This is a genomic window from Granulicella mallensis MP5ACTX8 (assembly GCF_000178955.2).
GTDB lineage: Bacteria > Acidobacteriota > Terriglobia > Terriglobales > Acidobacteriaceae > Granulicella > Granulicella mallensis.
Genome location: NC_016631.1, coordinates 5,822,730 through 5,837,059 on the forward strand (window position 1 = coordinate 5,822,730; position 14,330 = coordinate 5,837,059).

Annotated in this window: 8 protein-coding genes; 5 read left to right on the plus strand and 3 right to left on the minus strand. The window is 57.5% G+C overall.

All coding sequences use genetic code 11. The annotated features are described in order from the left end of the window. Nucleotides 1-487: 487 nt before the first annotated feature. The gene (locus ACIX8_RS22615; RefSeq protein WP_014267722.1) at nt 488-4,246 is read right to left on the minus strand and encodes a TonB-dependent receptor; all 3,759 of its coding nucleotides are present in this window, start codon (nt 4,244-4,246) and stop codon (nt 488-490) included. A 271-nt stretch (nt 4,247-4,517) separates the two neighbouring features. Then, nucleotides 4,518-4,997, minus strand: a complete 480-nt coding sequence (locus ACIX8_RS24935; protein ID WP_014267723.1) for a helix-turn-helix domain-containing protein — start codon at nt 4,995-4,997, stop codon at nt 4,518-4,520. Between the two features lie 363 nt (nt 4,998-5,360). Between ACIX8_RS24935 and ACIX8_RS22625 the strand changes: the two genes are divergently transcribed. The 4 genes from ACIX8_RS22625 (at nt 5,361) to ACIX8_RS22640 (ending at nt 10,647) form a co-directional block, all read left to right on the plus strand. Next, nucleotides 5,361-6,548, plus strand: a complete 1,188-nt coding sequence (locus tag ACIX8_RS22625) for an acyltransferase family protein (protein ID WP_014267724.1) — start codon at nt 5,361-5,363, stop codon at nt 6,546-6,548. Nucleotides 6,549-6,729: 181 nt separating this feature from the next. Continuing rightward, nucleotides 6,730-8,199, plus strand: coding sequence for a hypothetical protein (locus ACIX8_RS22630; protein WP_014267725.1), 1,470 nt, complete (start codon nt 6,730-6,732; stop codon nt 8,197-8,199). A gap of 54 nt (nt 8,200-8,253) precedes the next feature. Continuing rightward, nucleotides 8,254-9,360 (plus strand): ABC transporter permease, encoded by a 1,107-nt coding sequence (locus tag ACIX8_RS22635; protein ID WP_014267726.1) that lies wholly within the window; start codon nt 8,254-8,256, stop codon nt 9,358-9,360. A 9-nt stretch (nt 9,361-9,369) separates the two neighbouring features. After that, nucleotides 9,370-10,647, plus strand: a complete 1,278-nt coding sequence (locus ACIX8_RS22640; protein ID WP_014267727.1) for a glycosyltransferase family 87 protein — start codon at nt 9,370-9,372, stop codon at nt 10,645-10,647. Nucleotides 10,648-10,684: 37 nt separating this feature from the next. Here the strand turns inward: ACIX8_RS22640 and ACIX8_RS22645 are convergent, their stop codons facing one another. Continuing rightward, nucleotides 10,685-12,292 (minus strand): hypothetical protein, encoded by a 1,608-nt coding sequence (locus ACIX8_RS22645; RefSeq protein ID WP_014267728.1) that lies wholly within the window; start codon nt 12,290-12,292, stop codon nt 10,685-10,687. 226 nt (nt 12,293-12,518) lie between these two features. Between ACIX8_RS22645 and ACIX8_RS22650 the strand changes: the two genes are divergently transcribed. After that, a complete protein-coding gene (locus ACIX8_RS22650; protein WP_014267729.1) occupies nt 12,519-14,213 on the plus strand; it encodes an ArnT family glycosyltransferase in 1,695 nt (564 codons plus the stop codon). The last annotated feature ends 117 nt before the right edge of the window (nt 14,214-14,330 follow it).

Consider the following 14,330-nt stretch of genomic DNA (forward strand, 5'->3'; position numbering starts at 1 on the left):
TTTACCTGTCGATACTGAGGATCGGCTCAAAGAGCCGTCGAATAAAAGAACGATAAACAATACAGCGCGAAGCGCGTTCCCTGACGATTTAGAGCGAATATCAAGCTCGCTGCATGCATAGTTTTTGTTTTGCATTTCCCCACAGAAGCGTCATCCTGAGCGGAGCGTCCCGGTATTTGGGGACGCGGAGTCGAAGGACCCCGAGGGTTGACCTCTTACCTATACCCTTTGCCCCTTTTCAACCTCAAGCGCTCGAGCCTGGATTTTCGTGCTGGAAAAGGTCCCGACCTCTTGGGAGAGATTAAGTCCTTCGGGGTCCTTCGACTCCGCACCTCGCAAAAAGCGCGAGGGCTCCGCTCAGGATGACGTCTCTGTGGGCGAACAAAATAGGAGATTCGTTGTTGTTCCGATTCCTCAGGACACTGCCCAAAGCCCCATTCTCTCCTGCTCCTGATTCCGTAGCCTCAAGGCGATTGCCGCCCCCACCCTAGAAATCCAGCCGCAGACCAAACTGCATACGCCGGTACGTGGAGACCGTTGAGTTATAGGCGCCGAAGGCCTGGTTGGCGATATGCGCGGTCAATCCATTCCCGCTGACGTCAAAGCGAGCGGAATTGGTGACGTTATAAACCTCAGCCGCAAACCTGAGCTTTAGCCTGCTCCCCATATTCCAGCTCTTGGTGAGCGAGGAGTCGATGTCGAAGATGCCGTCGCCGCGAAAGTTATTGCGCTGTCCTGCCTCTCCTGCATAAGGAAGCCGAACAGGACCGTTGCCGGTGTAAATGCCGCTCGTAACAGCACTGGTGGTAGCGGCATCGAAGACGTGGGGAATGCCAGCGACAAAGTTTTTCTTCGTATTGACGTTGCCCACTTTGAACGCAAAGCCCGGATCGTTATAGTTCGTCGGGAACGCGGGCGAGTTGAGCGTGAAGGGCAATCCGCTGGTCCAGCGAGCAAGGCCGGACCACTGCCAGCCGCCAATAAAAGCGTCCACGATGTGCTTCGAGCTACCAAGCAAAGCCCTGTTACGACCGACGGGCAGGACATAGACCCAGTCCCCGGTGATCAGGCTACGGGTGTCGAAGTCCGAAGGTCCCTTGTTGAGCTTGGGATTCCAGGTGTTCTGAATCGCGAAGTTGGTATACGAGCCGTCCGTGTTCCCTTCCTGGCTGGCGCGCTCCGTCTCTGAGCCCATATCGAGCGACTTGGAGAAGGTGTAGCTGGCATCAATCGTCAGGCCGTGCGAAGCAGGGTGGCGGAGCGTGAACTGCAGGGCGTTATAGGAGCTGGTCCCGATGGAATCCCACGCATAGAGCGAGGAGAACTGGCTGCTCCAGAAGCGGGATTGCGCGGGGCCGTTGGCGAAACAACTGCACACCATGTTCTCCAGCAGTGCGAGAGAGAAGGTCTCACCGTTGGTATAGCGCTCAGGAGCCCACGTGTTATTGAAGACTGACTGGGTGGCACTCTCCCCCGGGTAGTCGAGGCCCTTCATATAGGGAAAGACATTCTCGAAGTATGGAATAGGCGCAACATTCGCCACCTTCTGAGTGCTTCCGTTGAACTTTCCATAGGGTGCAGCATCCACCGCAGCAGAGAGCTTGGCAGCAGCGGTGAAGTAATCGCCGCCCCCCTGAGGGTCGACGTAGTTAACCGGTTCCGCCATGTCGACCTGCTGGAGGAGATGACGTCCTAGACGACCGACGTAGGCCTCCTCAAAGACGAAGCCCTTGGGGAATTCATGCTGGATCGAGACGTTGAAAGCCTCGGCATAGGGAGTCTTGAGGCGGTTGTCGAGACCCCATTCGATCCCGAATCCATCGGCCGGAGGCGTAAATGGAAAGGATTGAGTCGGAGAAAGGGCCGGCAGAGGAATATTGGGAAGGTTGTGTGGGCCGGTAAAGCGGGGAGCAGTTTCGAAGCCCAGTTGCCCAGCCTGGTTGGAGCTGAAGGCGCTGACACCGAAGGAGCCTTCCTGGTCGAAGGAGTTCACGAGGGCCTCGCCGTAGTGATCAAAGTACATGCCGAAGCTGGCCCGGATGGACGTCTTGGGATCGGGTGCAAAGACCACCCCGATACGAGGCGCGAAGTTGGCCTTCTGCTTGGGCCAGTAACCCGGCTTTCCGTTGGCCTTACCAGCCGGGGCAAAGGAGATCAAAGGCTCGTAGATCTGTCCCTGCTGTGCGGCGGATTCGCGCTCCTTGTACCAGGCATCGGTATCGATCGTTGGCGCGACCTGCTGGCCATTGGTCTCATAGGGAGTCTGCAGGACGGTATGCCGCACGCCAAAGGTAAACGTCAGGTTGGAACGGGCGTGCCAGGTGTCCTGCAGAAAATATTCAAATTCGTTGTCGCGGAAACTCTTATTGACGAAGCCCCCATCGGGTATGGCCGTGGCAGAGTTAGGACCAGTCACCTGGTAGTTGTAGAAGTTCGTAAGCTCCGGAACTACGCCCATGAGGCCGCTGTACGCGTACATCCAGGAGTTCGTAAAGTTTGCGTTGATGCCGCCAGCCGGGAGCGGCAAGGTAGAAGCGTTGGCATAGGCGGGATTGGTTTCGGCGCTATCGAAGGAGTTCGCATCGGTGCCGTGCTGGTTGGTAATCATGCGCCAGTTGCCGCCAAACGCAAAGGTGTGCGAGCCCTTGTTCCAGTTCAAGGTGTCGGTGATGTTGTTCACCGGGACATGAAGGATGGTGTTGCGGGTCAGCGCTGTGGGTTGGGTAAATCCAACGACAGTAACGTAATCGCCGGCGCCCTGCCCGCTGATCTGGTATCCCTGGCGAATGTAGCCATAACGCAGGTCATTGACGATGCGGGCAGTAGGAATCCAGGTATAACCGGCGGAGATCCCTTTCGTGTTGTCGTCTGTGTAGCTGGCAGCAGGCTGCCCAGGAAGATTCTCCGGTGCGGACGTCGTGTCCTTCTGCAGGTTTCCGCGAACGAAGATATGGTTCGCACCATTCGGGTTGTAGTCGATCTTGAGGATGCTCGTATTGAGAGTAGAGGGCGCCGGCGACGTAAAGATATATGCGCCGCTGTTGAGTCCGTCGCCGAGAATGGGATTCGACGTAGGCGCAACGGCAGGCACGTTCGCATAGTAGGCGAGGATGGCAGCATTGGCTCCGGGGCCCGCAGGGCAGACCGGCGCTCCATTGAACGTATTGCCGGTGCAGGCTGAATCCAGCTTCGCAACCTGCGCAGCAGTCAACGTCTGGACATTCCCATTGAGGTCGGGGTAACTCAACTCTCCCTGCATAAAGGTGGTCGTGGGTACCGTGTCCTTGACGACCGCATCGATGGCCTGGCGCTGTCCTTCGTAGTTGAAGAAGTAGAAGAGCTTGTCCTTCTTGATGGGCCCGCCGATGCTGCCGCCAAAGGTGTTCAGAACATACTTCTGGGGGATATTCGGTTGTGCCGGCGAAGTAGCCAGCTGATCGTACTTGTTGAAAAAATCGTTGGCGACAGTGTTCGTAGGGCGGTAGTACTCATACAGTGCGCCATGGTACTGATTGGTTCCGGACTTGGTGACCAGATTGATCTGAGCACCGGAGGAGCGGCCCGCCTCAGCGGTGCCATTGGAGGTCGTGACGCGAAACTCCTCGGTGGAATCGAGGGTAGAGCGCAGGATACCGGTGAAGGCTGTGCCATTAATCTGATCGTTGTCATCCAGACCGTCCAGCGTAATGTTGCCCTGGTCCGAGCGGCCTCCGGCAACGGAGCCCTGGCGGCTATCGGCAGTGCTCGCAGTCTGTCCCAGATAGAGCACGCCAGGCTGCAGGCTGAGCAGGGAGACGGGATTGCGGCCCTCCATCGGCAGTGCCTGGATCGTCGTGTTTCCGACGGAGTTGCCCATGCTGGCATCCGTAAGATTGAGGGTTTGGGTGGCCGCGCTAACGTCCACCGTTATGGTGTCGGACTTTACGCTGAGGGTAAAGTCGATAGTGGCCGGCTGGTTGACGAGCAGTTCGGCAGTCCGGTTCTGCGGAGCAAAGCCACCGGCAGTAAGGGTAATGAGGTAGTGCGCCGGAGCGATGACCGGAAAGATGTAAAAGCCGGAGGCATTGGTGACAGCACGATAGGTATTGTTGGTCGCATTGTCCAGAAGCGTAACGGAGGTGCCCGGAACCAGTGCACCGCTCGAATCCTTCACAACCCCGCGTAGTGAAGTCGTTGCGGTTTGAGAAACGGCGCTAACCGTACAAAGACAAATCAACATCAGGACAACTGCACGAACACCACCCATCAAAAAACCCCTCCAGAGAGATAACGGTCAAGCAGCGTGTTGCCGCGCCTCTTTAGAAATGAGTTTTGACAAGAAATGCAGTAGATACACCAGGGCTACCGGGGGCGCGTGCTGCTCAATCATGAACCTTTGAAAGATAGAGACGTACGCCAACGGGAAATTGACGCAGGCTCGTTCTCAGGTGACGGGCAGGGACATCAGTCGCTAGATTCTTGTTTTGAAGGGGCGGGCCTTCAGCGTTAGCTTGAACCTGAGAATTTGAGGGCACGCCCTAACAGGCGCCAGTCCCCTGCAATCCCGAACCAGGATTCTCCAGCAGCCGGAGCATACTCGAGGAAAACACGCCGTAGGGACGGACTCCAGGCTGAATGACGTAGTGCCAGGTCACCCAGGCCAGCGCGACAAGAACGATCAGAAGCAGCAGCACGCCCCACCAGCGCTGGCGCATGCCCGTTCCCATCTGTACGCGATTGCGCTTTACGTTTTCCGCAAAGACCGCCCAGTCCCGCTCATCGCTACTGGTATGGGTGCTGGCGGCAAACCGCGCGAGCCACGACTCCTCCGCGATTCCCAGGTGGCGGCAGTAGCTGCTGACAATCCCCTTATTGAAGACGCCACCGGGCAGGCCGCTGAAGTTGTCGGCCTCCAGGGCGCACAAAAAGCGCGACGGCACCTTTGTGCCCTGTGCGAGCTCTTCCAGCGACACCCCGCGGTTTTCACGTTCCAGTTGCAAGTCTCTGCCGAAGGACACCTTCGATCTCCAACGGTTCGGCCTATGCGAACCGTGTCGCCATACTGGCGGACCCGATCACTGCTACAAGAGCAGATCGACATTACTGTGGCCCTGCGAAGACCGTGCCGTGGCGCTCCTGGAGCCCACGCAAGTATCTTTCGCTCCTGTATCTACCTCTTGTGAAACCGTCTGCCCCCATTACCTGTTCCGGAAGGAGCCAGCATATATCCCATGCCAGAATGCCACGAACTATATAAAGATCGCGAATGAGCATTCACTACCGCACCTAAATCGTTACGGGTGCTTCCACTCATACTAATAAAGAAGTTACCCCCGACTGCAAACTCGCAATCGAAGCGTTTGTTATTCTGAAGCAACTTGATGCGCACCCCAGGCCGCTCTTCATCGACCGCGGAAGCCAGTCCCTACGCGCGTCACCTGCCTCAACTCGACGGGATTCGCGGGTTGGCCGTTCTAGGTGTAACTGCCTCTCATCTCTTCCCTGGGAACCCCCACTCGGCTGGAACCCGCGCCATCGCGTCGCTGTTCGCCTTTGGCGCAACCGGCGTAGATCTCTTCTTTGTTCTGTCCGGTTTTCTCATTACGGGGATACTCTACGATTCCCTTCAAGATCCACATTTCTTTCGCAAGTTTTACGCACGGCGCGTACTGCGTATCTTCCCTCTGTACTATGGGGTCCTGATTCTCTATATCGTTGCTGGATTGGTATACGGCCTCTCCTGGAACCGGGAGTTGTGGTCGTTAGGGCTATACCTGCAGAACACGAGTCTGATCGCCATCCCCGTGGCGGCTTATACAGGATCCCTGCCGCTGGGCCACTTCTGGTCTCTGGCGGTCGAAGAGCAGTTTTATCTCGTTTGGCCGCTGCTGGTCTATCTCACACGCACGCGTCTGAACCTGCTGCGAATCTGCGCCCTCAGCCTGGTCGTCTGTCCATTGGCACGACTGGGGTGCTGGATGCACGGCGCGGGATATTTCACCGTCCACAACAACACCTTTTGCCGTGCGGACACCCTCCTGGCCGGGGCGGCACTTGCTCTTTTGCTTCGCAGCCGGGCCCATGACAAGGTTTTGCGCGTTGCTCCCTTCTTTGTCATCCCGTGCATTCTGGCGGCGGTGTTTTTGCGGGCGGCGATCCCTCCAGGAGGGGGCATCCTCCCATCATTCTGGCCGACTTTTCAGCTTGCCTTCCGCTATACACTGGTGGCCGCGGGATACGCAGGGCTCATCGCCTGGTCCCTGGCAAGCTCCATAGGCCAGCGTCTCCTCGAGGTCCGGCCGCTGCGGAGCCTGGGAAAGTACAGCTATGGCCTTTATGTTCTGCACTTGATCCTTTTCAGCTACCTGCAGGCTCCTCTGAAAAGAGCTATCGCCGTCTACCTCACCCCCAATAAAGGGGTTGAGGTGGTGCTCACAGGATGCCTGGTCTTTGCGATCTCCCTGGGGGCAGCGTATCTCTCCTATCATCTCTATGAGAAACGATTCCTGCGCCTGAAGCGGTTCTTCGACTATCGGCCTCATTTTGCCCCCACAGTGACGTCATCCTGAGTGGAGCACTTCGCGCTTTTGCGAGGTGGGTCGGAGGGTGGTTGTTTTTCTTGTTGTCCTTCTCGCAGGAAGGACAACAAGAAAAGCAAAAACAGGTTTCCCAGGTCGATCATGGCATTCCTGTCAAAACAACAGGATGCCGGCGGACCAGCGAATTTGCTTTGCTAGAATGAGATGTCCAATGCATATCCCTTATCCAGAGCGGATTTCCTATGCTTGGGCCACCACGTTCGCCACGGCACTTTTCATTGTGCAAATCTTCGAGCAAACGCAACTGATGTTTGCGCTCTGCGCCTTCGCCTTCATTCTTACCGCGACGGCGGCTTTCAATATCGCTGGAGGCCTCGATCGCCCCGTAGGCGCCTACATCTTCTTTAATGCCACGCTCACAGCCATCGTAGGTCTTGTCGTGAAAGCGTGCGTAGGGGAACCAGCCAGCAGCAACCTGATTAACCCCGAGCGCACGATGGAGGTCTACCTCTTCGGGATGCTCGCGATGCTGTTCGGGGCCTATGTCGAAAGCCGCTTCCGGCCCCGTAAATCCTTTATTCAAGCCCGGCTTCCCATGCCGAGTCTGCGCTCTGTCTATATAGGCTCAACAGCTATAGCCCTGTTCCTCAAGGTCATTTACGCGCTTGCCGCATTAGGACTGATATCGGGCAGCCTCATCCAGACTATTTATAACGGCGATCACTTTTTGCCCTTCGCTCTGATTCTGGGCGTGATGTATACCATTCGCTCCAGCCATGGACAGCGCAGCATCACCCCCTGGCTGTTCTTCCTGTTTGCGCTTTCAACGGGAGAAGGCCTCTTGAGTTTTTCCAAGCAGGCTCTCTTCGCTCCCGCCTTCTGTTGGGTTCTCGCGGCCGCAATATGCCGCTACAGGCTGAAGATCGTTAACATCATCTCGCTCGTGATCGTTGCTTACGTAGCCTACACGTACGCGACTCCTTACTCACAATACGGCAGAATCTTCAACGAGGGGGGTGAGGTAGAGAATGCAAGGCTCGCCGTCCATCTGCTTACCCACATGGATGAAGTCGTCAAGGCAAATGCAGAAAACACCGCGGGCGTATACGGCAAGTTGGCTTACTACAATCACTCCATGGGTCTCTTTGACAGGCTTCAGATGCTGTCGCCCGATGATGCGCTCATTGGAGTAACGGAACAATACGGCCCCATGGGTTATGAGCCATTGGTGGAAAGTGCGGAAAACATTATTCCTCGCGTCTTCTGGCCCGATAAACCTTTCGTCTACTTTGGCAACCTCTACGGACACCAGGTCGGCGCCATCACCGACGACGATGTTTACACTAGCGTCTCTTTTGGAGTCTCCGCCGATCTCTATCGGGAAGGCGGGTTGACCGGCGTGCTTCTCGTTGCGCCTCTTTGTATGGCTGCTATCTTTTTTGTCGTCTCCTGGTTCCTGGGCGATGTCCGGAGTCATCCCGCCGCGATCATTGCGGTCCTGGTCGTCGCACATACGGGTCCGGAGGGCGCTGTGGGCGGGCTTTTCGGCATGGTGGCCACGACACAATACATGGTGATTCTCGCCTTTGCCTGCAGGTACGTCCTTCCGGTCGTCAGCTCTATCTTTGATCCTGAAAAGGCCGCGCCTCCAACCGCCGAACGCACCTTCGGCATGGCATGATTATCAAAAAGCTGGTGCCTTTCCCGGTCACAATTGGAAATTTAGCGTAACCCTATGAACAAACTCATTGTCGGCAATCTGGTCCATCGTCCGCTTCGCTCGGTCATCAGCGCCTTCGCTGTCGCCATCGAAGTCATCATGATTCTCTCGGTTGTGGCGATCTTTTACGGCATCCTCAACGGGTCCCGCGCACAGACCTCCGGCATCGGCGGGGACATGATTGTGCACCCCGGCGCCGCCAGTGCTCTCATGAACACCAGTTCTGCCTCTGCCGACGTCCGCGTCGCCGATGTGCTCGCCAAGCTGCCGCACGTGCAGGTCGTCTCCCCGGTCTACATCAAGCTCACGGCCGGAACCTCACTGGAGACCGTTTACGGTATCGACTTCAACTCCTTCAACGCGCTCCGGGCCTTTACCTTCGTATCGGGCGGCCCCTTCAAAGGCCCCGACGATCTCATCATCGACGACCTGCAGGCAGCCGCAACGCCGCATCTCAACGTCGGCGACTCTGTAAAGGTGCTCAACCACAACTTCAAGGTCTGCGGCATCGTCGAGCATGGCAAAGGTAGCCGCAAATTCATCCCTCTCCAGACCATGGAGGCCCTCGACAACAGCCCCGGCAAGGCCACCATGTTCTATCTCCGCACAGAGGAGCAGCCGCAGTATCAGGAGGCGATCCGCAGCGAAATTCTCCATACCGACGGATTGCAGGACTGGAGTGTCCAGACCATGCAGGAGTTCCTCTCCACCCTCACTCCCGACCATCTGCCCGGCTTCAACATCGCGCTCAGAGTTGTCATCAGCATTGCGACGATCATCGGGTTCATGGTCATCTTCCAATCCATGTACACCGCCGTGATGGAGCGCACGAGAGAGATCGGCATTCTCAAATCGATGGGTGCGGGACAACTCAGTATCGTCTCCGTCGTGCTGCGCGAGACCATGCTGCTTGCCTCAGCGGGAATTGCCATCGGCGTCGCTGCGACCTATATGCTTCGTGCCGTGCTGCACAACCGGTTCCCAACCCTGAGCTTCGCCGTTACGACGGACTGGGTCTTCAAGGCAATTGGAATCGCACTGTTGGGAGCACTGTTAGGGGCCTTTTATCCCGCGCTCAAGGCAGCACGCAAAGATCCCATCGATGCTCTCTCGTATGAGTAGACAGGTTCCGTGACCGAACACCGATCTCCAACTCCGAGTACCCTGCGCCTCAAACTCGCCATTCTGCTGACAGTGCTCGCGTTCGCGGAGTTCCTCGTGAGGGGCCCCGTTCTCGCCATGCATAAGCAGGGCAACGATATGGCAGCCCCTTACGTTGCTGCCATAAGGCTGATGCACCACCAGGACCCCTACAAGTACCCCGGGGTCCTGGAGGAATGGATGGCTCGCGGCGCCGATCCTGACATAGGCCTCGACGCCTCCGCCCAGCGCCCGATCTATCCTCCTACCGCACTCCCGCTCTTCTTTCCGCTGGCACTCTTTCGCTGGGTCACCGCGCGCGCCCTCTACGTGCTGTTATGCACCGCGCTCTATACGCTGCTTGTTCTCCGTTTTTCGGCCCTGGTCAACACCAGTTGGCATAGCTCCCGCCGCTGGTTCTTTCTCGCCTTTGCCTTTGGACTGGCACCCATACACACCGCCATCCGCCTGGCGAACCCCAGTGCAATCACCTGCATCCTGTTTCTCCTGAGTCTCCTACTGGCCCATGAAGAAAACAACGCTGGCGCCGCGCTCCTGCTAGCCTTGTGCCTTTGCATCAAACCCACCATAGGCCCCCCGGCCCTGCTCTTCTTTCTTCTGGGGAAACGATGGAAACTGCTCGGCCTCTGCGCAGGTTTTGTCGCCGCCATCTCCCTCTTCACTCTGGCCTTCCTCGCACCGATTGGACGAGCCTGGCTCCTTCACCTGCGGGAAAACACGACCTACCTGTTCTCCTATGACGGGGCCGCCTCCTTCTTTGGGCCGAACCCTGCCTGCATCAACCTGCAGATGCCGTTCTATGCCATCTATCACAGCATCCCCCTGGCCAACGTGCTGGCGTGGACCACGGCATCTCTCCTGGCGCTGTGGTGGTTGATGATCCTGCGGAAGTCACACGCTCACGACCCTCAAAAGAGCTGGCTGCTCCTCTCTGCCATCAGCTTGATCGGGCTACTGCCCATCTACCAGCGCACGTACAACACCGGCATCATCCTCTTGGCGCTCCTGTTCGTCTTCCGGCATCCGAAGTCGTTCCAGGCCAGAGCGGTCCTTGCGTTGTCCACCGTCTTCCTGCTTCCCATACACACCATTCTCGTGATGAATGTAGCGTTCCATATCCCGCATGCTTTCAGGCTGTCCAAGCTCTGGGTAGCGGGCTTTCTGTGCCTGGAGCCCTGGCTCATCGTCGCGATCGTCATCCTTCTTCTCCACGCGGCTTCGCAATGGACCAGGCGGCTGCGGACTTAGGGTCTTGCAGTTCTCCCGTCTTCGGAAGAGCCTCACGTTACGGGCGAGATGACGCCATTGTCAGGACAAGAACGGTTGTTCCTGGGATCCTCGCCATGCCGGCGGGCTGCAATATCGATTGCACCACCGTCTCCGAACCCGGCATACCTTCTGTGTTCAACAGGACATAGGGTGGCCTGAAATCCTGAATAGCCTTTTGAATTGCGAGCAAACCATTGTTGGGCACAGGAACCGCGGCATAGCCCGTGGTCTGAGAAAACTGCGCCGCATCATTCGTCATGATGAGACTACGGCCCGCAATCCCTCCATGCGCGGATAGATAGGTTGCGACAAGACGATCCTGATCGCCGGTCTGGTTCAGGCCGCCCTGCTCGCGGCGGTCTTCCATGGTTCCCGTTGTGAGGTAAAACAGGATCACAGCAGAGACCAGCCCGCGAGCCATCGTGCTGGAATCCGTTGCCCTGTAGATACCCACCACAATAAGGACAGCTGCCAGGGGCAGCAGTCCGGTAAAAGAGCGCAGTGCGGAAAACCCGCCAATGGCCGGAAGCACCAGACCATAGACACCAAGGAGGGTGAGAGCGAAGCTGAGGCCGCCGGCAAACTCCGGTAACGGAAGTTCTTCTGTGGTGCGAGTGCCACGGCGAAGAGCCAATCCTGCCAGAAAAACGATAGCAAAGCCGATATAGAGGAAGAGAGCGCGATAGAGGATGAGCGGAAGAGTCACAACACGTAGCTTGACGAGCCCGGAGATGCCGAAGGCGAGCATGCTGTGGATGTCGGGCGCGGGATTACCGTAACTCGTCAGCTCAGAGAGGTTCGTGAGATACAGTACCTGGGAAGCGCCTCCTGGAAACAACTTCCCCGTCACCGCGTAGTTGAGAATATCCAGAGGAAGTGTTGCCGCAAAGAAACCAGCCACCAGCAGCACGACGTAGGGCATCGAAGTGCCACGAGGCTCGCCGGACCGCCTCCGCAACCACAACACAACTGCCATCGGAACCAACAGGAGAATGGCATCGTTGCGAATGAAATTAAGACCCGCGATACAGAACAGAGCTGCGATATCGGAGCGATAGCCGCGGAAGCGAACCGAAAACAGGGCAAGGAACCAGGCGGCGAACGCTCCATAGTAGAGCGAAGAATCCGGTGAGATCGAACCGGACCAGAATGGCGGCAGGACAAGACACAGCAGGAAACTGGCGCAGGCGACGCCCCTGTTATCGGTAAAGTTGGAGGCTATCCGCCAGGCAGCCAGGGCGGTTACAACCCCGGCCAGCGCTGTAACGATCAGGCTTGAGTGCAGGGTTACTCCCCCAAAGGGCTGTGTAAGCAGAAGCAGGAGGCTAACGCCGGGCCGCCAGTACTCCATGCCATTCGTCGGCACATGCAGACTGACGAACTGGTATTGATAGAGAAAGTTCTGCAAAAAGCCATGATGATGGCTCAGGGATTCCCCCAGAGCCAGATAGGCACAGGAATCCGGTGTGCCGCAGAAGCTGACATGCCATCCATACCAGAAGCGAACCAGCAACACCAACAGCGTTACAACAACGGCCACGGTGGCTTCCCGGCTCCAGCCAGTCTCGCGAGATGCAGGCCTTAATGTTTGTAGTTTGCCCACTCGCGATATCGGATCACTCATTAAGCCAATTCCTCTACGTTTTGATGTGGCCAGTATACGCATCGGCCCTACGACTCCAGCCGAAACCTCTGTAGTGGCCGATCGAGTAGTGGCGCTGCCGAAAGATCCAGAGCAGAAACTCAACCGAACTTATAATGACAAGAACTGCAAACTGTAGCGAAGTTGCATCAGACAGATGTACCGTCTGAATTGCCTCTTTTGTGCGTTCCGTTTTTGAGCCTTGCCGATGCCTCCGTACCCCGCGACCGAAGCCGTAGACCCACCCCGCGTCGAGGGGATCTCCCCGGACGTGGACCCTCAATCGTCGCGCACTTCCGTTGCATCCTTTTTGCGCTGGACAATGCTTGCCGCAGCCGCGGTACTCTTCGCGCTGCACTTCCTCCACCTCAACGCTGACTTCCCTAACAACTCTCCCTGGATGGACTGGGCAAAGTACACCGATGAGGGCTGGTACGGCGACGCGGCCATCCGGCACTACCTGACCGGCCACTGGTACTGGAAAGGCGACTTCAATCCCGCGGTCGCGCTGCCGGTCTGGCCAGCAATCGAGTGGATCGTCTTTCGTTTTACCGGAGTCTCCGCCGGTGCCGCACGAGCGCTTACGCTTTGCATCTTCGCTCTTACATTGTTCACGTTTTATCGGCTCATCCATCGCCATACCCGGTCCCAGACGCACAGCTCCGGTCCTGCACTGGCCGCTCCCATCGCAATCCTGTTTCTCTGCGCCAGCCCTTATTTCTACGTCTTTGAGCGAATGGCCATCCTGGAGCCGCTGCTGATCGCGCTCACCGCCCTTGCGCTGTTGGCGGCTTCGCATCTGCAGCCCTTCAGCTTCCGGCGAGGACCGATCAAGGCGTTGCTTCCCGCCCTTGCGCTCGGACTACTGCTCCCTGCGATGGTCCTCACCAAGACCACCGCCGTCTTTCTTGTTCCAGCCGTCGCCTACATGATCTGGGCACGAGCAGGATATCGCCTCCGCACCGCGCTTCACTTCGCCATCCTCCCCGCGCTGATGGCGATAGGCCTCTGGCTCGCCTACATCCTGCTGATCGTGCGCCCGCACTATCTGGCGGACTACAAGTATCTCTTCTCCGCTAACGCGTACACCGGCATCGAACTTGAACCGTTCCCCACCGTCATCCTGAACACCATCACCGACGGCGGGTGGATGGGCCACGTGATCTATCCCTTGTTCTTCGTTGTGCTGGCGCTGGCTCTCTTCTGGCGTCCGAGACTCTTCCGCAACCCTCTGGTGCCCTCGCTGCTGCTCTGGGTCGGCGGATACTTCGCCTTCCTCGCGTATCACAATAATCTGCAGCCGAGGTACTACCTCGTCATCGCCGCGCCGATTACGGTGCTGGTAGCGCTGGGCATCGACTGCTTCCGCCAGAACCACGCACCCCGCGCAAAACTCGTCGCCTCTCTACTCGCGGCGCTGGCCGTGCTGGGCATCGTGGTTCCCGACGCCCTCCTGCAGCTTTACTTCATCCGGCATCCCGAGTACACCTTCGAGTCCGCGGCCAACAGCATCAAGCGTATCGTTCTCTCTGACAAAACCCATCCTCATCTCGTACTGTCGATCTCCGGCTCCGACCTGACGTTGATGACCGGCCTGCCGTCCATCGACGACGACTTCGGAACGCTCGATCTCGATGAGCGCGTAAAGCAATACCGTCCCGGCTGGTATGCCGCGTGGAACGAACTCGACGACGACAAGATGGATGCGCTCACTCCGCTCTACCGCATCGAGCGCGTCGCAGCGTTTCCGTCGATGGACGACCCCGACCGCAACCTGTTGATCCTCTACCGCCTCGATCCCGCGGAACCGACGACAGTAACACGAACGCACAAGCGCCACACCCCAAAACCACTCATCACGAAGATGGGTCAGCAGCCGAGCACCAACCAGTTGGAACATTAAACGGGAACGGAAAGAAGCTATAAACTCGGTATATCCAGAGCATTCAATCTTATGGTTCCTTGACCGCATAGCCCTTTCTTGAAAGGTTACGTTGCAGCTCATCGTGTTCGTAGTTCT